14 protein-coding genes are annotated in these 19,913 nt (G+C 63.7%); 8 read left to right on the top strand and 6 right to left on the bottom strand.

The features are described 5' to 3' along the window. Nucleotides 1-236 precede the first annotated feature (236 nt). From ETR14_RS17390 to ETR14_RS17375, 4 genes are all read left to right on the top strand, one after another. Nucleotides 237-1,775: a tryptophan halogenase family protein gene (locus tag ETR14_RS17390; RefSeq protein ID WP_129386707.1), complete on the top strand. Its 1,539-nt coding sequence runs from the start codon at nucleotides 237-239 to the stop codon at nucleotides 1,773-1,775. 172 nt (nucleotides 1,776-1,947) lie between these two features. Further along, complete coding sequence (locus ETR14_RS17385; protein ID WP_129386704.1) at nucleotides 1,948-4,884, top strand: TonB-dependent receptor domain-containing protein; 2,937 nt, start codon at nucleotides 1,948-1,950, stop codon at nucleotides 4,882-4,884. Between the two features lie 82 nt (nucleotides 4,885-4,966). Then, complete coding sequence (locus tag ETR14_RS17380; protein ID WP_129386701.1) at nucleotides 4,967-5,647, top strand: DUF6445 family protein; 681 nt, start codon at nucleotides 4,967-4,969, stop codon at nucleotides 5,645-5,647. An 11-nt stretch (nucleotides 5,648-5,658) separates the two neighbouring features. Beyond that, entirely contained in the window at nucleotides 5,659-7,482 is a 1,824-nt protein-coding gene (locus ETR14_RS17375) for a family 43 glycosylhydrolase (RefSeq protein WP_129386698.1), read from the top strand. A gap of 1,126 nt (nucleotides 7,483-8,608) precedes the next feature. Here the strand turns inward: ETR14_RS17375 and ETR14_RS17370 are convergent. Next, nucleotides 8,609-9,046, bottom strand: coding sequence for a hypothetical protein (locus ETR14_RS17370; RefSeq protein ID WP_129386695.1), 438 nt, complete (start codon nucleotides 9,044-9,046; stop codon nucleotides 8,609-8,611). A 1,600-nt stretch (nucleotides 9,047-10,646) separates the two neighbouring features. On the opposite strand from ETR14_RS17370, the gene ETR14_RS17360 reads away from it, so the two are divergent. Both ETR14_RS17360 and ETR14_RS17355 read left to right on the top strand, forming a co-directional pair. Next, nucleotides 10,647-10,892 (top strand): AbrB/MazE/SpoVT family DNA-binding domain-containing protein, encoded by a 246-nt coding sequence (locus ETR14_RS17360; RefSeq protein ID WP_129386692.1) that lies wholly within the window; start codon nucleotides 10,647-10,649, stop codon nucleotides 10,890-10,892. Beyond that, on the top strand, nucleotides 10,889-11,278 hold the full coding sequence (locus ETR14_RS17355) for a type II toxin-antitoxin system VapC family toxin (protein ID WP_129386690.1): 390 nt from the start codon (nucleotides 10,889-10,891) through the stop codon (nucleotides 11,276-11,278). The genes ETR14_RS17360 and ETR14_RS17355 overlap by 4 nt, the downstream gene beginning before the upstream one ends. 471 nt (nucleotides 11,279-11,749) lie before the next feature. Here ETR14_RS17355 and ETR14_RS17350 read toward each other — a convergent pair whose 3' ends face one another. The 5 genes from ETR14_RS17350 to ETR14_RS17330 form a co-directional block, all read right to left on the bottom strand. After that, nucleotides 11,750-13,099: an alginate export family protein gene (locus tag ETR14_RS17350; RefSeq protein ID WP_165356500.1), complete on the bottom strand. Its 1,350-nt coding sequence runs from the start codon at nucleotides 13,097-13,099 to the stop codon at nucleotides 11,750-11,752. 220 nt (nucleotides 13,100-13,319) lie between these two features. Further along, the gene (locus ETR14_RS17345; RefSeq protein ID WP_129386684.1) at nucleotides 13,320-13,943 is read right to left on the bottom strand and encodes a sugar transferase; all 624 of its coding nucleotides are present in this window, start codon (nucleotides 13,941-13,943) and stop codon (nucleotides 13,320-13,322) included. Nucleotides 13,944-14,007: 64 nt separating this feature from the next. Next, nucleotides 14,008-15,759 carry a carbamoyltransferase C-terminal domain-containing protein gene (locus ETR14_RS17340; RefSeq protein ID WP_129386681.1) on the bottom strand — a complete coding sequence of 584 codons (1,752 nt, stop codon included), beginning with the start codon at nucleotides 15,757-15,759 and terminating at the stop codon, nucleotides 14,008-14,010. 146 nt (nucleotides 15,760-15,905) lie between these two features. After that, nucleotides 15,906-16,124 (bottom strand): hypothetical protein, encoded by a 219-nt coding sequence (locus ETR14_RS17335; protein WP_129386678.1) that lies wholly within the window; start codon nucleotides 16,122-16,124, stop codon nucleotides 15,906-15,908. Nucleotides 16,125-16,434: 310 nt separating this feature from the next. Beyond that, nucleotides 16,435-16,878 (bottom strand): hypothetical protein, encoded by a 444-nt coding sequence (locus tag ETR14_RS17330; RefSeq protein ID WP_129386675.1) that lies wholly within the window; start codon nucleotides 16,876-16,878, stop codon nucleotides 16,435-16,437. Nucleotides 16,879-17,083: 205 nt separating this feature from the next. On the opposite strand from ETR14_RS17330, the gene ETR14_RS17325 reads away from it, so the two are divergent. Continuing rightward, entirely contained in the window at nucleotides 17,084-18,724 is a 1,641-nt protein-coding gene (locus ETR14_RS17325) for a histidine kinase (protein WP_165356499.1), read from the top strand. After that, nucleotides 18,721-19,371 carry a response regulator transcription factor gene (locus ETR14_RS17320; protein ID WP_129386670.1) on the top strand — a complete coding sequence of 217 codons (651 nt, stop codon included), beginning with the start codon at nucleotides 18,721-18,723 and terminating at the stop codon, nucleotides 19,369-19,371. The genes ETR14_RS17325 and ETR14_RS17320 overlap by 4 nt, the downstream gene beginning before the upstream one ends. The last annotated feature ends 542 nt before the right edge of the window (nucleotides 19,372-19,913 follow it).

Here is a 19,913-nt window from a genome sequence, read left to right as displayed (position 1 = left end):
CCCCCTCGGACGACGCAGCGCTGGAGGAGTCACTACCGGGTCTGCCTGGATCCTTTATGCGCTGATCCCGGGGCCGACTGCGCCCGAGCGCCCGGTAACGGCTTGCGATCATAGGGCCGGCATCGGCAAAAGCCGTCGCGCCCCGGGGAGCGGCGGGCGATTTTCGAGCCTTTGCAGTCGCAGCGCCGGGCGATAGCCTCCCTCGTCCGCAACAGAGAAGGCGAGGAAGAGGACGCATGCGGAACACGAGGGCACGCAACGCGCCGTTGAAGGACATCGTCATCGTCGGCGGAGGCACCGCCGGCTGGATGACCGCCGCTCTGCTCTCCAAGCTTCTCAGTCGCCACTATGTTATTCGCCTGGTCGAGTCGGACGAGATCGGCACGATCGGTGTCGGCGAAGCCACGATCCCGTCCATCCGCACCTTTCTCCAGCTGGCCGGCATCGACCAGGTCGAGATGATCAAGGCGACGCAGGCGACGTTCAAGCTGGGCATCGAGTTCGTCGACTGGCGCGACCTCGGCACCTCCTACATTCACGGGTTCGGCAAGATCGGCCAGGACATGCTGTGGCTGCACCCGCATCAGCTCTGGCTGAAGATGACGGCAAAGGGCCAGGCCAGGCATTTCGATCATTATGCGCTGAACTGCATGGCTGCGCGCAAGAACCGGTTCTGCCCTCCCGATCCAAGGCAGACCGGTTCGCCCCTTGCGGACATCGATTATGCCTTTCATTTCGACGCGTCCCTTTTCGCCGCCTTTCTCCGGAAGGAGAGCGAGAAGCGCGGGGTCGAGCGAATCGAGGGACATATCCTCTCGGCGGAACGCGACGGGGAGAGCGGCCTCTTAAGCCGGCTCCTGCTCGCGGACGGCCGCACAATAGCCGGCGACCTGTTCATCGATTGCTCCGGAATGCGGGGCCTCCTCATCGGCGACATCCTGGGGGTCGGCTATGAAGACTGGGGCCACTGGCTCCCGTGCAACCGCGCTTTCGCGGTGCCGAGCGAGAGCGCGCCGGTGCTGACGCCCTATACCCGTTCGACCGCGCGACCGGCGGGCTGGCAGTGGCGGATCCCGCTTCAGCATCGGACCGGCAACGGTATCGTGTTCTCGAGCGATCACTGGAGTGACGACGAGGCCGCCGCTGCGCTTCTCGCCAATCTCGACGGCAAGGCGCTCGGAGAGCCTCGTCTCGTCCGTTTTCGCCCCGGCATGCGGGCCCGCTCCTGGGACAGGAACGTGGTCGCGATCGGGCTCGCAAGCGGGTTCCTCGAGCCGCTGGAGTCGACCAGCATCCACCTCATCCAGACCGCCATCCTGCGCCTCGTTGCGCTGTTCCCCGGCACGGCCTTCAATCCCACGGACATCGCCGAGTATAACCGGCAGACCGCGTTCGAATATTGCGATGTCCGCGATTTCATCATCGCCCATTACAAGGTCACGGATCGCGAGGACACAGCGTTCTGGAGGTATGTGAAGCATATGGAGGTGCCGGACAGCCTCGCCGAACGCCTCGCCCTGTTTCGCGACTCCGCGCGCTTCTTCGTCCATGGAAAGGCGGAGCTGTTCCGGGAGGAAAGCTGGGTGCAGGTGCTGATCGGACAGGGCCTCGACATGCACTATGACCCGATGGTCGACATGATCCCGGAGGCCGAGGTCGCGAACCACCTCCGCGACATCGAAGAGGTTATCGCCGATGTCGCGGAGCGCATGCCCCGGCACGAAGACTTCATCGCACGGCAATGTCGCGCGCCGGCCATCTTGGCGACCGGCTGAAAGTCGACGCCGCGCACGCGGCGCTGCGTTGCCGGCGCGCAACACCCGCACCGAGACCGCGGAGCCGCGGATTGACAGTCCCGGACCGAGCGTATCTGATGTCGCGAATAGCAATAAATGCGCGTCGGCCCGGATGTAACCGGTTACGACGCCTGATCGGGGAGGATGAACGATGCGGAACCAACAGTCTCGCCGTGCTCCGTTCGGCTTCGGCACGTCCGCGGCCGCGATCGCGATCGCCCTGCTCGCGACATCGCCGGCCCATGCGCAGACCGCGGGCACGATCCGGGGCGAGCATGGTCAGCCGGGGGAAATCGTAACCGTCACGGACACTGTTACCGGACGCAGCGTCACCGCCACCGTCGGTCCCGACGGAACCTTCGTCATCGTCGGCCTTCGCCCGAGCACCTACCGGATCGACGGCAGCGGCCTTGCCGAGAACGTGACCGTGCCGGTCGGCCAGATCGTCACCGTCGATGCGGCCCCGGCTCCGGCCGAGACGGGCGAGGCAATCGTCATTCGGGGGCGCCGCGACCGAACCGAGGTGCGTACCGCCACCGTCTCCACCAATGTCTCGACCGCGCAGATCGAGAACCTGCCCCAGAATGATCGCAACTTCCTGAACTTCGCAGGGCTTGCGCCCGGCGTGTCGGTATCCCCCTCCGGTGGCGACAAGCGCGTCCAGGCGGGCGCGGTCAGCGGCGACCAGGTCAATGTCTTCATCGACGGGCTCAGCCTCAAGAACCCGGTCAATCATGGCGGCGTCGCCGGCCAGAATTTCTCCCAGGGCAACCCCTTCCCGCAATTGGCGGTGCAGGAGTTCAAGGTCGACACCCAGAACTTCAAGGCCGAATATGAGCAGGCCGGGTCGGCGATCATCACCGCCGTCACCAAGACAGGCGGGACCGAGTTTCACGGCGACATCTTCGGCCAGTTCCAGCCCAAGTCCTTCATCGGCAGGCCGTTTTTCGACCGGCCCGGCGAGGCCAACAATCCGGACGGGACCAAGGAGAAGCCCGACTACAAGAGATGGCAGTTCGGCGGCGACATCGGCGGGCCGATCATCAAGGAAAAGCTGCACTTCTTCCTGGCTTATGAGGGCACAAGGCAGAACAGCCCGTCGACCAGCGTCGCGCTCGGCCGCGGCGTTCCTGCGGGTGTCGCAAACGAGGTCAATGGCAGCTTCCCGGTCACGTTCGACCAGGATCTCTATTTCGGCAAGCTGAGCCTGTTCGCGACGCCGGACGACACGATCGATGCCAGCGTGTTCGTTCGCAAGGAACAGAATTTGCGCGATTTCGGCGGCATCGCAGCGCCGAGCCACGGCCACGACATCACCAGCAACGGCACGCTCTACCAGTTCGAATGGGACCATAGAGGCGACAATTGGCTGAACGAGTTCACCATCGCCTACAACACTTTCACCAACGGTACGCCGCGCGTGAGCGACGGACCCGAGATCGTGCTCACCTGCTCGGCGCCCAATCCGGATCTGCCCGCGGATGCGGGGCGCCTCTGCGGGACCGTCAATGACCAGAATGCCCGCAGCGCCGAGCTCGGCGCCAACGCGTTCGCGCAGAACGACCGGCAGAAGACATGGACGTTCAAGAACAATGTGACCTTGGATCGCGGCAATCACATCCTCAAGGGCGGCATCCGCTTCACGCTCAGTGACTATGAGCGGACAGAGGATTTCCGAAGCAACGCGACCTACTATTTCAGGGCGGAAGACTTCACATCCTTCGAGGCCTCGACGCCTTATGCGGCGCAGGTCACCATTCTTCCGGTGCAGCCTGCCAGGGCCAACAATCTGCAGTTCGGGATCTTCGTCCAGGACGACTGGTCGCCCGACGAGCACTGGACCATCAATGCCGGCATCCGGTGGGATTATGAAAGTAATGCCAAGAACGAGGATTTCGTCACGCCCGACTATATCGTGACGGCGCTCCGCAATTATCCCAACTGGACGGCCGCCGGCATCGACCCGGACGACTACATCTCGAACGGACGCAACCGCAAACCCTATTGGAAGGCTTTCCAGCCTCGCCTCGGTGTCTCCTATGACGTCAAGGGCGATCGGGACCTGATCCTTTTCGCTGGCGCCGGCCGGTATTTCGACCGTCCGCTATTTCTCACCGCCGGCATCGAGACGATCAAGGCGCTCTACCAGTCGATATCCACGCTTACCGCCGCGACGGACGGTGCCCTGCCCAAGGATGTCGATGCGCTGCGCGCACGTGCCGTTCAGCAGGGTCTGCGAGGCGATGTCTGGTTGCTCAACAACGACACGAAATTGCCATTCTCGGACCAGTTCAACATCGGCGTGCGCAAGCGGTTCGGCGAGTGGAACACGTCGCTGACGCTGAGCCACATCCGCAGCCACAACATCTTCCAATATGTTCGCGGGAACCGAAACCCGGACGGCAGCTATCCGACCACCTCCGCCACCGGCGAGCCGATCATCCGGGACGACTTCCCCGCCGAAGGGGACCTTCCCGGGTTTAACGGCAAGCTCAACATCGGGGCCAATGACGGAAAGGCCCATTATTGGGGAGTCTACGCCCAGGTCGACAAGCCCTATACGCGCGAGTCCGGCTGGGGCGTCACGGCAGCCTTCACCTGGCAGCGGCCCCGGACCAATGTCGGGACGGAGCTTTATGCCGACGAATTCTTCGCGGGTCCGAGCCAGGCTCAGTTCGGCTGGAACTATTCGCAGGGCGTCGAGAAATACCGGTTCGTCGGCACCGGCATTGTCGGCCTGCCGTTCGACCTGCGCCTCTCGGGAACGCTGACGCTCACCTCCGGACCCTCGTTCGGAAGCGTCATCTTCTATCCGGACGGCGGCGTCTTCAACGGATCCGGTGTCTATTATCCCGACAAGACGTTCGGCTACAAAACGCTGGATCTGCGCCTGGCCAAGACGTTCAAGACGCCCTGGGGTCACGAGATCACCGCCGATGTGCAGGTCTACAACGCGTTCGACTGGGTCAACCGCAACTACACCACCTGGGGCTCGGGCAACGGCATCGATCCGCCGCTCAAGAACGACAATGACGGCACGGTCGGCAATGCCCGGAGCTTCCAGGCCGGGCTCAAGTACAGCTTCTGATCTCGTTGGCTCTCCCCCGGCGGACACCTGGGAAGGGAAGCCGCGAACTTTCCTTCCCGTTCTCTTTCGAGGTGACGACGCGATGAAGCCCCGGCGCATCCTCGTTGGGAACGCCCGAAGCCCGGTGATCGTGGTCGATGCGTTCACCGGCACGGTCCCGACGGCGATCGACATCGCCGCCGCGCTCGCGCCGTTTCCACCGCCGCAGCGCGTCCACTATCCTGGGCTGCGCCGCATCATCGACGAGCGGGACCATGCCGCTTTATTCTATGTCGAGAACATGCTCCAGGCCGCGGCGCCATTCATCGGCGGCGGCTTCGGAATCGACAGGTTCGATTTCATCGAAGCGAGCTTCTCGCTGATCACCACGCCGCCGGCCGTGCTGGCGCCGGTGCAGCGCGCGCCGCACTTCGACTCCACCGATCCGAACTATCTGGCGGTCCTCCACTATCTTCGTGCGCCGGCCGGCAGCGGCACGGCATTCTACCGTCATCGGGCGACCGGTTTCGAGCGCATCACGGAAGCGCGCATGAACGATTATGTCGAGGTCGCGAAGCGCGAGAGCCCCCGTTTCGCCCCAGGCTACATCGCAGGCTCGAACGACTTTTACGAGCAGACCTTCATGGTCGAGGCGGTGCCGGATCGGCTCATCATCTATCAGGGAAGCCTGCTCCATTCCGGTATCATCCCGCCGGGAATGGCGTTCAGCGCCGATCCGCGGGTCGGGCGCCTGACGACCAACATCTTCGTTCAAGCCTATTGAGAGAACAATCCGTGCAGCGTCTCGCTATCCTGTCCCTCATCACCATCGCGGTCGGCGCCGATGCCGAGGCGGCCGAGACCGCCAGACATACTTATGCCAATCCGATCGACATCGATTATCGCTACAATTTCGAGCAGAGGAACGAGGACGTGTCCTACCGCACCGGCGCCGATCCGGCGATCGTGCGGCACAAGGATGCCTATTACATGTTCCAGACCCTCGCCGATGGCTATTGGCGCTCAACCGACCTCATCGACTGGACCTTCGTAAAGCCCAACCGCTGGCCGTTCGACAGCATCGTCGCGCCCGCCGCCTGGTCGGACGGCGAACGGATCGTCATCCAGCCGTCGATGATGGAGCCTGAAGCAATTCTCGAAACCAGGGCGCCCGAGACCGGGCAGCTGGACTTTCTGGTTCGACGCATGCCGCCATTGCCCGGGGCGGTGCAAAAGGAGCCCGGTGAGATGAAGCCGGGCGAGATACCGCCGGGTCCCTGGGACCCTGCATTGTTCAAGGACGATGACGGCCAATGGTATATGTATTGGGGCTCGTCCAACATCTTCCCGCTCTATGGCAGCAGGATCGCATTCGAGGACGGCAAGCTCGTCTACCAGAGCCATCCCAGGCCGATGCTGTCGATGGATCCAGGCCGCCACGGATGGGAGCGCTTCGGCAAGGATCATTGCGCCTGCTGGGCCCCGGGACGCCCGAGCCCCTCCTACATGGAAGGCGCTTGGATGACGAAGGTCCGCGGCCGTTATTATCTTCAATACGGCGCACCGGGATCCGAGTTCAATGCGTACGCCAACGGCACCTACGTGTCGGACAGTCCGCTCGGACCGTTCACCTATGCGCCCTATAATCCGGTCGCCTACCGTCCCGGCGGCTTCGCCGAAGGGGTCGGCCACGGCTCGACCTTCGAGGACAGGCACGGCAATTGGTGGAATTCAGGGACGAGCTGGATCGGCAATAATTGGGGCATGGAACGCCGCATCGCCCTCTATCCGGCGACATTCTATCCGGACGGGCAAATGGCGGTGTCGACCCGCTTCGGCGACTTCCCGCATCGTGCCGCAATTTCGAAGGTGGACGATGCCGAAAGCCTGTTCACCGGCTGGATGCTCCTGTCCTACCGCAAGCCGGCGGTCGCTTCGTCGACCATGGGCGCCTTCTCGGCCGTCAACGCGACCGACGAGGATCCCCGGACCTTCTGGGTCGCTGCGAACAAGGAGCCCGGACAGACACTGACGATCGATCTGGGCGAGGTGAAGACCATACGCGCGATCCAGGTCAATTTCGCGGACTATAAAGCAGGCCGCTACGGCGACGCGCCGGACATCTACACGGAGTTCCGGCTCGAGCAGTCGGTAGACGGCACCAATTGGCAGAAGCTCGCCGATACCGGCACGCAGCGCCGGGACCGGCCCAACGCCTATCTGGAGCTGCCAGGCTCCGTCGCGACGCGCTTCGTGCGCTACGTCCATGGCCATGTCGGAGGCGCCAATCTCGCGATCAGCGACCTGCGCGTGTTCGGCAACGCCAGAGGAACGCCTCCCGCCCGTCCGGCAGGCGTGGCAGCCGACCGGAGCAAGGATGCCCGGGATGCAACGATCCGGTGGCGCCCGGTCAAGAATGCACTCGGCTACAATATCAGATGGGGGATCAGGCCCGACCGCCTGACCCTCACCTATCAACTGTTCGCCGATGAGCTGGTCGGCGCGCCCCTCGAGAAAGAGATCCGCGCGCTCAATGTCGGAGAGAGATATTTCGTTGCAGTCGAGGCCTTCAACGAGACTGGGGTCTCCAGACTGAGCAGGGTCACGGAGATGCGCTGACATGGCGTCGGGCCGATGGGGTGCCGTCATGCCGCCCGCCTCTAGGACATGCTCGGCCGGGCTCCGACCGGATGGAGGCTGAGACTCGCCGGAGATTGGCTCTCATGAGCGTGCGACGAGCCTGCGGGAACCAAGCACATCCAACGGCAACGAGCGTCCCGGAAGGCGAAGCCTGAGGCGGGCTGGTGTCCGTCACCCGCAAACCCGGTGCGAGTGCGGGTCGAATGATCGAAATCGAGATTTTCGAGGCGGGCGGCGCTGATGCGCGCCGCAATGGCGGCCCCCTAGGCGAAAGCCGCCGGGACGGCGGATCAAGTCAACTCGATCGCTCCTTGCGCCGAGCTTCGGCCGGGCCGCGGTGAGGCCTCGAGGCGTTGACGACGAGCAGCCAACCGGAGGCGAGATCCCCAAGGCGGCTCCCCTGTCGCTCGAGCTTTCGTCGCCTCGGGACCCATCTCCGTCGATGTGTCGTGGCGGAAACATAGCGCTCGGGCCATCAGCACCGTGACAGTGAGCCGAGGTTTCGCCTTCATGAAAACAGCCATGTGTCGGGAACATGCTCGCGTCCTGTGCGAAAGCCGGGATAGCGCGGCGGCAAGGCGCAAGTCCTCGTGGCTGTTCAAACGATCCTGGCGGACTCAAAAAGTTTGTAAACCCGTGCGTTCCCCCCAAATGGTCGGCGTGTCGAACTCGAACGAGGCCGGCCGATGATCCAGCCAAGTACATTGAGGGCGCGCGCCGCGCGATATCGAGAGAAAGCGCGGACCGCACCAACGTCGCGCAGGCGAGAAGCCCTCTTGCTCATGGCTGTTGCATATGAGCAGGAGGCTTTCCGTCGTGAGTCCCCGTTGAGGTGGAGTGTCCGTGATCATCTTGCCGGCGATCGTGGAACCGGCTGCGCGTAGATCGTCGCGTCCGACGTCCCGGCTGCCTTGCAGCAAATCGTCGAAGCGCCCTAGCGCTCCGCGACGTCGTCCAGCAGTCCGGTTCAAATCCTTCCCGCCGCCAGGCGATCCGCTCCAGGATTATTGGCCGCTCAGCAAAAGGTAATGAGTTCGCGCCATTACGGCGCCGCCGTCTGCCTGCTTGTCGATCGTCGTCAAGAGCAGCGTATCAGCGCTCAGGCTCAGAAGTAGACTGCTTCGGCGTTGGTGCCGCGCGTCGCCTGCCAGGCACTGATCCAATAGACGGTATAGGCGTCGGCGAGATTGTCGACCCGCATGCCATAGGGCGCGAGCGCCGCCCCGATCTTCTCGATGAAGTCGCCGTCGGCGAACATGCGCTCCAGATCGGCCGCGCCAGCGGGATCGACCGCGCGTGTCTTGCTGACAAATCCCGCGAGATTGGCGACCCGCCGCGCCATGGATGGCGTGTAGCGTAACGCAGTCGGACTGATCGCCGGCCGCCTGCGCGCCTGCGACGCGCCCGCGTCCGGCGAAAAGCGCTCTGCATGGTCCTGAAGCGCGATCCGCGGTCCCTCATAGAGCATCGGGCCAATCATCTGGGCCTGGGCCACGCCGGGCGCCGCGACGAGCGCGAGGCCGAAGGCCATGGGCAACCGCATGAGCAACTCCTCTACGCTTGGGGCAGGTCCGCCACCGGTACGCGCAGGCATAAAAAGTGCACTGGGCTAAGTCGATGCTTGGTCCCGCCGATTGCGGCGAACCGCGCTCCTCGTGGGTCGCGGACTGATGCCACCCGGTCATGCCGGACGCCGGAGCCGGGAACGGTCGTCCAGGAAGAGCCCCGAGACGGCCCTTCATCAAACTCAAGCCAAGTCGGAAGCTGGATGCGAGGATAGCCGATGCTCCTGCCATGCCTCCTCCTGGGGTCTGTCTACTGAGTCCGAGATCCATCGATCAGACCGAGCATCGGTGACTCAGTCTCTGGTACAATGAAGGCGTCCCGATCGAAGCGGCTGGCCCGTTCCGGCGGGCTGCCACCCGTTTCGGTCTCGGGTGAACACGCGCAAGCGCCGAGCCAGAGTCGCATTCCCTCGGTTTTCGCCGATGCACGAACACGTGATCGGCGCCCGTTCGTGCCGACCATGATGAGCGCTTCATTGCCTGGAAAGGGATCACTCATCCCGGCAGGCATGGCGTGGGAACTCAATTCCGAGCCCACTGCCCCATTCATGGCCTTTCATGGGCGGCGTAGCATGATAGGTCCGGTTCAATGGTTAACAGAGCAAGCCGCAGGCGCAACCGCAAGACAGGCGTAGCAGCGCTCACTCTGCTCGTCGCTCTTCCGGCCACTCCTTCAGCAGTCGCGCGGCCTCATAAAGACGTTTCGGCTCCACCTCGCGGTGATTGCGCCAGTCCCTCGATCGACGGGTATCAACAATGGCTGGCTTCCGGAGAGGGTGCCACCGTTCCTGCCGTCGGAACGATGCTGGTACGTGGCGAAAAAGGGTATCAGGCGTCCGTGCGCTTCCTTGGGCCAGGGTGGCATGTGGCCGTCGTCCAGCTTGGAAACCGGTTTGAGGCGCAGGTCGACCTTTCACGATCGAAAGGCTTTTGGCTGACCTACAGCGCCACCGACGAATTGTATGTGCAATTAAGGCCGGCTTCGCGATGGAGCGGCGGAGACAAGTGGGTCACGTCTGTTCCATCCACGGGCGGCAAAAGCACGAGACGCTTTTTCAGCTTCTCGCCGACACGATGGGCTTGGCTTCCCGAACTCGGCAGGCCGAGGTACAGCTTCGCCTCCGCGCTGGGCGAAGCGCGGGGACTGGTCTTTGTCGGCAAGACCCCTAATCTCCTGACGGTCCAGGGCTTAAGCATAAATGATTATGTGCCCCCTTGCTCCTAGCAGTCATGCCCTGCGGCTGAGCCGCGCCAGCCGGCGAGCCTTCCCGGCACGCGCTTTTGGACGCCGCCACCTGAACAGGGTCCAGTGCCGCCTCCCTCTGCGTCGGCAGCGGTTGCCGTGAATGGAGTGCACGAAAACTACGCCTCGTCCACCCAAATTCGGTGGTTGGGCGATCGACGCGCCACACGAACTCCGCTTAAAGCGAAGGCCACATGAAAGAAGCTCTACATGCGGCACGATTGCCCCACCTTGCCACAAAGGAGCTTTGATGGCGTGTCCACCACTTTGTTGAACAAGGACGTTGCTCGTTGTAAGGCGTCTTCGTTCAGCAAAAGAGACGTAGGATTGTCAGGATGTCGGTTCAGGTAACCATCACGCCGAATGGACGCATGAGCCTCCCGGCGGACATTCGGAAGCGCCTCGGGCTTGCGGATGGGGGCCAGGTCCTCATCGAGGAGACTGAAGACGGAGTGGTGTTGAGGACCCCAGCCCAGGCTGTCGCAAGAGCTCAGGCGATGGCGAAGCGGTACACGGCAGGTAAACCGGACGCGTCGGTCGACGCTTTCATTGCAAACCGCCGTATGGAAAGTGGGGAATGAGCGACTTGGTACTCGACGCTTCTGCGCTCCTGGCTATGCTGCAGGATGAGCGCGGCGGCGCCAGGGTGGCCGATGCGATTGCTGCCGCACGCATGAGTGTGGTCAACCATGCGGAGGTTGTCAGCCACTTCATTCGCCTTGGAATGCCCCCCCGGGAGGTGGACGCCATGCTCGACCCACTGCCGATATTCCTGGTGCCTGCTGACAAAGGCCTGTCGCAGATGGCAGGACGGCTAAGGGCGAAAACGGCGGAAGCGGGCCTGTCACTCGGGGATCGGTTTTGTTTGGCGCTCGCACTTCGTGATGGACTCCCGGCCTGGACTGCAGACAAAGCGTGGCGAACGATCGCCGAGGCGACCGGGGTGGAGGTTATGCTGATCCGGTAACCAGGTCATCCCGGCGAAAGAGTCCGGATGCGCGCTCCGCCCGCGCCCTCCTAACCAGCAAGCCTTTCTTAAAAAATGTGCTCCCGTTGAACGGGGAATCGCTCAAGGCGAGGGTGCCTGTCACACTTCATCGGACCGGGGCGGCTGCATCCGGAGTGATAGGTAACCGCGCCAATAAAGGTGGTACAACCGTTCGGTATCTCAGGACTTCGTGTGAGCGCCCGAACTATCCGGTATGACCACGCATGCCAGAGTGTTCCGATCAGCGGAAGATGCAAGCGCCTTTGTTCACGCCCAGTTCTCGCCGTTCATGTGCAAACCTTCGTATGGCTCAATTTGCCAGGAGCAGCCGTTCGCGACCGGGAGCCACTTGAGAACACAGAAGCTCTCCTGGAAGGATCGGGAGCCCACGACTAGGTAACCATTCAGCTGGACGGATACGTCGAGGTGCGCCCCGCGCGCGCATCTCGCTCAAAATCCATATGTAACCTCGACATAGCCGAAATGGGTGTTGCCGTTGCTGGGAGAACCGGGGGCGTCTTCGAGAAACCGGCCCTTGGCGAGCACAGCTGCGCCGGCCGCGATCCGGACGCGGTCCGGGGTCAGCCAGTAGCGTGCACGCGCATCGAACTGGGTGCCCGCGTAGCGGCCTGAAGTTCCGCGTGCGTCTCGCAGGCCCGTGCTGGCGAAAGTGTCGGTCGCACTTTCGAGCCACAGCGGCCGCCCCGCCACATAGCCGTCCCACCGCTTGTTCGGCTTCACCTCGAGCCGAAGCTCGGGGGAATTGAGGTTCGCACGCCCGATCGGGCCGTACAGGCTGCTCGGTCCATATTCAAACACACGCGCACCGAAGAGCGTGTCGAAGCGCCCATAGCCCCGACCCCCTCCATCTCCGCTCGCCCGGTCGTAACTGACAACCAGTCGAGGCGACCATGCCGCAGCGAAGGTGTGGCCGACGGCGACATGGACGAAATAGGCTTTCACGTTCAAATCGGCCCGGTCGGCTGCGGACGTCGAAGCACGGGTCGTGCCGCGCTGCCCGATGGCCTCCAGTTCGAAGTCGAACGCCTTTGCTCTAGCGGGCTTGAGGATCCGGAACCCGCCCGTCCACAAATGCCGGTTGCGGGTGGAGAAGTTCGCGCCGTCGCGCTCCGTCAGCCGGTACAGATAGGTTTCGAGGCTCGCGGTCTTGAACAGCTTCGATTTGACGGAATGGGCACCGAACAGCTGCTGATCGACCCGCTCCCGGTTGAGGGCAAATTCGTTGTCGCGAATGCCGTCGCTGTCGTTCGGCAGGCGATCGTGCGGCATCGTCCAGAAGAGGGTGAGAGCGTCGCCTTTGGCCGGCCTCCAGTCGAAACGCACGCCGGTGAAAGCGTTGGTTGAATTCCGGAAGTTCTGCCGTGAAACAAGGCGGCGAGATCCCAGGTCCATGGTCATGCGACCGACCTGGAGTTCCGTCTTCGCACCGAGCTCGCCGACGACATAGGCCTGGATCGGCTCGAAGGTATCGACTTCCGTCGTGCCGATAGAGGATGGCTGGCGCTCGAAATAGACTCGGGCGTCCTGGATCTCGCCGCCGATCCTGATCGGCCCGGCGTCATACTCGGCGCGCAGCTGGGTGCGCAGGAACAGCGCTCCGCCATTCGCTGCCCCGGCGCGGAACTGCCCGTCGATCGCCTCGAGGCGTGCGCGTACGCTCCCCTCGATCTCCAGCGCTCCATCTTCAGCCGCGGCGGTGGTCGCCAGAAGGCAGACGGGTACCACCGCCGCAGCAGTGGCGTGCCTCAAGTCGAGCCGCTTCAGCTGAAAACGTCCCATGGGCGCTCGCATCAGAATTCATTCCAATCTTCTGCCGGAGGATCGCGAACCAGGCCCGTGCCAGCAACGCCTACAGGAGTTTCGGTCCGGCATGCACGCATCCGGCGTCCACAGATCCGTCCCGCGCTGCGTAAGGCTGAGTTGAAATTCTCCACGACGCAAGACGGATCCCCTCCTCGGACCCGAATGAGGAGCATGTCTGCGCGCCAGCTCCGTTCCCTCAGACGTCCTTCGCTGCCGCGTCGGCACCATGGCCGGGCCTGTCCCGGAGCCCACGTTCGGAGAGCGCCCGCGACAGCCGGCCTTCGCAGATCCGCTCGCCAAAGACGACCAGCTCGAGTGTCTTTACGAGAATGAAGACGTCCAGACGCAATGATCGATTGCGAATGTACCAGAGATCGAGGGCGAGTTTGTCGTCATTCGTGAGGCTCGAATTTCCGCTGATCTGCGCCCATCCGCTCAGGCCCGGCCTGACGGTTCCCCGGATCCGTCCCTCCACGCCCATCGACGCGATGGTCTCGGGCAGGAGCGGCCGCGGGCCGATGAAACTCATCTCACCGGCAAGGATGTTCCAGAGTTCCGGGAGCTCGTCGAGGCGGCTGCGGCGGAGCAGCCGTCCGAAGGGCGTCACCCGGACCTGATCCGGGAGGGGCATGCCGGAGCTGTCGCGCATGTCCCGCATGCTTCTGAACTTCATCATCTCGAAGGGCACGCCACCGCGGCCGGATCGCTCCTGCATGAACATCACAGGCCGGCCCATCGCGGCCAGAACGACGACGTAGAGGACGGCCATGAGCGGGATGGTCAGCGGGATGAGGATCAGCGCTCCGACGATGTCCATCATGCGGTGGGCGAAGTCCGCGCCTCTTTCACTGGGGCTTTGCCCGGTTTCGGTCCCGTGCACGACGTCACGCGGCCACTGGCACGGCAGGCTTGCGGACGAGGAAGTCACCGACGGCCAGAGTGTCCATGCCGGTTCCGAAGAACGTCCGGATCGCGTCCGTGGGCGTGCAGACGATCGGCTCGCCCTTCACGTTGAAGGAGGTGTTGAGCAGGACGGGTACACCCGTCAATTTCTCGAACTCGTCGATCAGCCGGTGGTAGAGCGGGTGCGTCTCCTGATGAACCAGCTGCACACGCACCGTATCGTCGACATGCACAATCGCCGGCGCATCCCGCTTCAGCTCGGGTTTCGCATCGAAGGCGATGACCATGAAAGGAGCATCGTCCCAGTTCACCAGATAGCGATCGGCCGCCTCCGCCTTCATGGACGGGCAGAATGGCCGCCATGGCTCGCGATACTTGATGACCGCATTGACCCGGTCCCTGGCGCTTTCGCTGCGCGGATCGGCCAGAATGCTCCGCTGGCCGAGCGCCCTAGGCCCGGCCTCCATGCGGCCCTGGAACCAGCCCACGATGCGGCCTTCGCTGAGTTCCCGCGCCACCGAGACGGCGATGTCGTTCGACCGGGAATAGGCGATACCGCAGCGCCGCAGCGTCTGCTCGATCTCCTGCTCGTCTTCGGCATTTCCGACGGCCAGAGATGCGAGCTTCTCGGGCTTCACGCCGGTCTGATGCCAGCAGGCGACGAAGGCAGCACCGGCGGCCGCGCCGCTGTCGCTGCACAGGGGATGCGGGAAGATGTGCGAGATGCCCTTCACTTCGAACAAGCGGGTATTCATCTTCACGTTCAGGCCGACGCCGCCTCCGATGCAGAGGTTCTTGGTCCCGGTACGCTCCTGTCCCCAGCGGACCAGTCGAAGCGCAGCCTGCTCGAGCGCGTCCTGGACCGCATAGGCGAAGTCGAAATGCCATCTCTCGAGCGGCTCCACCTCGGCGCGGGGCGCGTGACCGAGCAGAGCCGGCAGCAGATCGGTGAACCGCTTCGACCAGCTGTGCGGTCCATAATGGATCATGCGCGGATCCAGGCGGTAGCCGATCCCGTCCTCCGCCGCGAACAGGATCTTGCCGACAGCATCCTGGATCTGGCGGTTCGGCTTTCCATAAGCGGCGAGTCCCATGACCTTATACTCGCCGTCATAGGCCTCGAACCCCAGAAATTCGGTCGCGGCGGCATAGAACCAGCCGAGCGAGTGCGGCATTGCGATCTCGTAGATCGGGACCACGGAATCGCCCTGGCAATGCCAGAGGACGGTGCAATATTGATCGCCGGAGCCATCCACCGTGAGGCAGAGGGCATCCTCGTAGGGGGATTGCATGAAGGCATGGAGCGCGTGGGTATAGTGGTGCGGTACCGGATAGATTGGCGGCAATCGGTCGGCGCCCAGCGTACGCTTCCAGGCCGCTGCATGCCGGGCGACGACGGCATCTTCGCCATAATGCCGGAGCAGGGACTCCTGCCATCCGATCGTGGCGGCATCGACGGGATGCTCGGCGCGCATGCCGTCGAAAAAGCTCTTCATCACTCCGTTGGTGTAGGAGGGCACGTCCCAGTTAAGCGCCAGGGCCTGGACGTCCCCCGCCCCGATCCCCGCCTGATCGAGGCAGAAGCGGAGCGAGCGTGACGGATACCAGCCCGTCGCATGTTTGTTGCGCAGGAAACGCTCTTCCTCCGCGAAGGCGAGCAGCCTTCCATCCGCCACGAGCGCAGCAGCCGGATCGTAGCCGCCTTCGAAGATCCCGATGAAATTGGCCGGCATGGTCGCTGCTCCCCTGTCTGGTCATGATGTCGAGAGGAACCTATCCGAGCCTCGGCGCGCCGAACATTTACCAACGGATATAGCCCGCATTGCGCAGCGGTCAGGCGCACGAACTAACCTCAAAGAGGTAGCGCGCCTGACCGGAGTTAATCCGGCGTAAGCCGCCCGCGTGCCGCTTCAAGGTATGCGTACGGAGTGGCGGTTCCATTCACGCCCTGCCCGTCCCGACGTTCGCCGACCTTGTCGACCTGCAGGCGCAGGTGGCGGAGGATCAGATCATGATTAACCTTGATGAGGAGCAGGTGATTCAGCCGGCCCTCCGGCCCGGGAACGGTCGATCCGGTCCGGCGCTGTTCGAGCCGCAACCGTGAGACACGGACTTGCGGACCGGCCGCCCTTCCACCGGATCATGCCTCCGATCCTGAAGGTGCACATTCCCGCCCTCTGCCCCGATGCAGGCAGCGATGTGTCGCCGAGCCCTGAACCGACAGCGAAGACGCGCCCGCCGCTCCTTCCCCCGGCTCGGCGGGCCAACGCCGGCAGCCCCGGTCTTGCGGGCGTTTCATTTCAAGGCGGCTATGGTCCTCGGCAGTATCGCAACGGATGAGCAAGCGCCGATGCGCAACAGCAGGAACACCGCCAGGTGACACCTTGCATCGCAGCGACGAGGCCCGGCTAGATGTGGAAAGACGTTGCTCCGGGACCGCTGTTTCGCCGCGGCCGCCTTGTGCGGACTGCGAGATCCGCGAGGCAGGCGGGCCTCGCGATGCGGCAGAGCACCTCGCTTGCACGGTCCGGCTCGCCCATCGCCCGGCGCCCGAGCAAGGCAGAGCGCCAGTAGGTCTGCGTCTCGTTCGAGACGAAGATCATGCTTGCGCCGGAACTGGCCTCCGCAAGGCTGCCGATGTCCGTTGCTCGCAGATAGAGGAGACCCGGAATGTCCAAGGGCATCTCCCGAACCAGCGCATCCAGCTCGGCGTCGATCTCGGCCGCGGAAACATCGTGCAACACCAGCAGGATCCTTCCCCGGCGGCTGGCCCGGTAGGCGAGCCTCAGCAAGTCCGCCGGGAGGCCACCATCCGGGTCGCGCCGAATTTCAATGAGGGCGAGGATGTGCATGCAGCCTCCGTAACGACTCACCGCCGCAATGATCATAGAGCATCGAGCGCCGCGTCGTTTGGCGCATTGGAGGTAGCGGGACGGCGAGACCGGGACGGTTTGCCGCCGGACCTACCCGGAATCGCAATGTCCGGCCGCCCTCGGGTCGACTAGCCTTTTCGCGAGAGAGGAACAGATGGCAGCCGCCCGACCCGCACCCCCCAGAATGTTCCGGAGATTCGCTGCAGCGGCGAGGCTGACGCGCGCACCCCGCGCCATCCTCGGAGCGTCGGATCCGGAACGGCTCATCAACCTGGGCCGCCTGGTCACCGCGCTTTTTGCCGTTCTCGCCATCTATCTCGACCCGACCCAGCCCAGCAACCTGCTCGGCGAGTCGGAGATGGTTCTCAACGCTTACGTCCTGTTCTCCGTGGTCATGGTCCTGATTCCCGTTCGCCGCTCGTTCGACGACAAGGTCCACATCATCATCCACGGGGTGGATGTCCTGGTCCTCGGCAGCCTCTCCCTGATGACGAACGAGCTTACGAGCCCCTTTTTCGCATTTCTGCCCTTCATCCTCCTGGCGACGACGATGCGATGGGGAATGGTCGGAGCCTTTCTCGGCGCCATGGTGCTCGAAGCGGTGCTCATCGTCGTCGCCTGGCCGGACCTCGAGGACGGCGAATCCGAGCTGAACGTGCTGATCATGCGGTCCGCTTACTTCCTGGTCGCAGCAGCGATGCTCGGCTATTTCGGGGCATCCCGCGATGCCAGCAGGCGCAGGCTCGCGCGACTTGCCGATTGGCCATCCGATGCGGTGGAAGGCACGCGAGACCGTTGGCTCAACAGCCTCCTGAACCACGCAGCGGCAGTGCTCGGCGACCCGCGTCTCGTCGTGGTCTGGGAAGATGAAGAGAGAGGGACGAGCATGCTGGCGCATTGGGAGAGCGGCCGGCTCGACGTTTCCAGGATCGACCCGTCGGACGCGTGGCTGACGGAAACAGGCGCCCACGGACTTTTGCGAAGCAGACGGGACATGGCGAACGGGCAGGACAGTCCGCTGCTCCAGCAAAGCGGGGCGCTGCGCCATCTCAGCCGCCAACGCACGAGGTGCATCTATTCGAAGCCCTTCTCCGGCATCCGTTACCAGGGGCGGCTCTTCGTGCTCGACCCCGATTGCTCCTCCGAGGAAGGAGACTCGCTGACCGAGATTATCGCCGTGCGCATCGGCTCCGAGCTCGAGCGGCTCGCATTGATGGAGCAGATGGCCGAATCGGCCCGCGCCGAGGAAAGGGTCCGGCTGGCACGGGATCTCCACGACAGCATCCTTCAGGACATGACGGCCGCGGGGCTGCAACTGAAAGCCGCAACGGCATCGATGCCGGAGTCGCTGAGACCATCGCTGCGCGCGATCAGCGCACTGATCGTGGACCAGCAAAGGCGTATCCGGCTGTTCGTCGAGAATTTCCGCCCCTCTTCGAGCAGCAGCGACGTCGCGCTGAGCGCGCTTCTTGCGGATCAGGCGAACTGGCTTCGCGAGCGATGGCGATGCGAAGTCGTCGCCCGGGTGGAGACACAAGGCATCCGGATCCCCGAACCGCTCTCATCGGAAATCTCACATCTTGTCGCGGAAGCGACGGCGAATGCCGTCAGGCATGGCGGCGCAAGCAGGGTGGAACTTACGGCCCGCCGATTGCACGACCGGCTCGAAATGGAGATCGAGGACAATGGTCGTGGCCTTGACCCTCCGCACCGCGGATCCTTTCGGCCGACCTCGCTCACAAACCGGGTGCAGGACCTCGGTGGAAACCTTTCCGTCCTCAGACACAATCCTGGCGTGTCCCTGCGCATCGAGCTGCCGATTTGACCGGGCGGCCGGCGCCCACGATCGTCGTCTCGGACGATCACCCCCTCCTGCTCCATGGCCTCTGCGACCTCCTCCGGGCGGAGCCCGACTTCAGGATCGTCGGGTCGAGCACCTCAGGCGTGGAAGCGCTCGGTCTCGTCCAGCGCACCCGACCGGAGATCGCCCTGCTCGATGTGTCCATGCCGGACCTTGGCGGTCTCGCGATCCTGAAGGCGCTCCGTCAAGGCGGGTCGGGTGCCAAGGTCGTGTTCCTTTCGGCGACGCTGACCGGCGTGCAGATTTCGGAAGCGCTCAGCCTCGGCATCTGCGGCCTGTTGCTCAAGGAATGCGCGCCCGACACGTTGATCGACTGCCTGCGGCACGTCGCAAGCGGGGGTAAATGGCTTCCCGCAGAGCTCCTCGAACGCGCGGCGATTGTCCCTGCCAGGAACGCGCCCGGCATGTCGTCGCTCACGCGCCGCGAACGGGAGATTACCAACTGGGTCTGCCGCGGCCTCTCCAACAAGGCGATCGCGACCAAGCTCGGGACCACGGACGGGACCGTGAAGGTGCACCTCCACAATATCTACCAGAAACTGGGCATCGACAATCGCATGGCGCTTGCTGCGCTCAAGTTTCAGTGGACCGAGGGCGGGCTCTGCGAGTGAGAAAAGACGACGGTCGAATGCCTCTGCGCCGGTTCTGACGCTGCTCGTTGCCGGCGGGATACAGACGGCTGTGACCATCGTACAAGGTCAAGGGAGCAGTTCGCGAGCGAGGCTTCCATGAGGATGAGGCGCATCGTGAGATCCGTCCCGTCAATCCACGCCGCTCGCTTGGGTCAACGCGAACTTCCGCATGCGAGGGAACCAGTGGTTCGCAAATCGACGGTTCGTGGCCGGATGTCCGCTCTTCCCCCATGGTCTCGTCCTAGCCGACGCTCCCGTCAAAGGACTGTTGCCAACTTTCCGCTGCTTGTGGAGGCCGGCAGCAAGCGCGGGAACAAGGCTGGTGAAGTGCTTCGGCGCATGCCATTGTCAATTGATGCGGAAGCGCTGCACTACCGACTCAAGGAGTGATCCGATGTCGCTACATCCTCTCGGGTTGCTCGTAGCCGCCCTTCTTGTCGGGGCCGCGGGCCGGACCTATGGGATAGGTGTTGCATTGCTGGCCCTGTCCATTGCCGTGCTGATCAGCTTCGCGGCTGAAA

This window comes from Sphingosinicella sp. BN140058, assembly GCF_004135585.1.
In the GTDB taxonomy this organism is placed as follows: domain Bacteria; phylum Pseudomonadota; class Alphaproteobacteria; order Sphingomonadales; family Sphingomonadaceae; genus Allosphingosinicella.
Note: the sequence above shows the minus strand (reverse complement) of the source record. Positions and strands in the feature narration are given on the sequence as shown.

Coding starts and splice junctions, on each gene's coding strand:
- ETR14_RS17330 (WP_129386675.1), bottom strand. CDS start 16,878: ATGCACATCCTCGCCCTCATTGAAATTCGGCGCGACCCGGATGGTGGC.
- ETR14_RS17370 (WP_129386695.1), bottom strand. CDS start 9,046: ATGCGGTTGCCCATGGCCTTCGGCCTCGCGCTCGTCGCGGCGCCCGGC.
- ETR14_RS17390 (WP_129386707.1), top strand. CDS start 237: ATGCGGAACACGAGGGCACGCAACGCGCCGTTGAAGGACATCGTCATC.
- ETR14_RS17380 (WP_129386701.1), top strand. CDS start 4,967: ATGAAGCCCCGGCGCATCCTCGTTGGGAACGCCCGAAGCCCGGTGATC.
- ETR14_RS17340 (WP_129386681.1), bottom strand. CDS start 15,759: ATGCCGGCCAATTTCATCGGGATCTTCGAAGGCGGCTACGATCCGGCT.
- ETR14_RS17360 (WP_129386692.1), top strand. CDS start 10,647: ATGTCGGTTCAGGTAACCATCACGCCGAATGGACGCATGAGCCTCCCG.
- ETR14_RS17350 (WP_165356500.1), bottom strand. CDS start 13,099: ATGGGACGTTTTCAGCTGAAGCGGCTCGACTTGAGGCACGCCACTGCT.
- ETR14_RS17325 (WP_165356499.1), top strand. CDS start 17,084: ATGTTCCGGAGATTCGCTGCAGCGGCGAGGCTGACGCGCGCACCCCGC.
- ETR14_RS17345 (WP_129386684.1), bottom strand. CDS start 13,943: ATGATGGACATCGTCGGAGCGCTGATCCTCATCCCGCTGACCATCCCG.
- ETR14_RS17385 (WP_129386704.1), top strand. CDS start 1,948: ATGCGGAACCAACAGTCTCGCCGTGCTCCGTTCGGCTTCGGCACGTCC.
- ETR14_RS17355 (WP_129386690.1), top strand. CDS start 10,889: ATGAGCGACTTGGTACTCGACGCTTCTGCGCTCCTGGCTATGCTGCAG.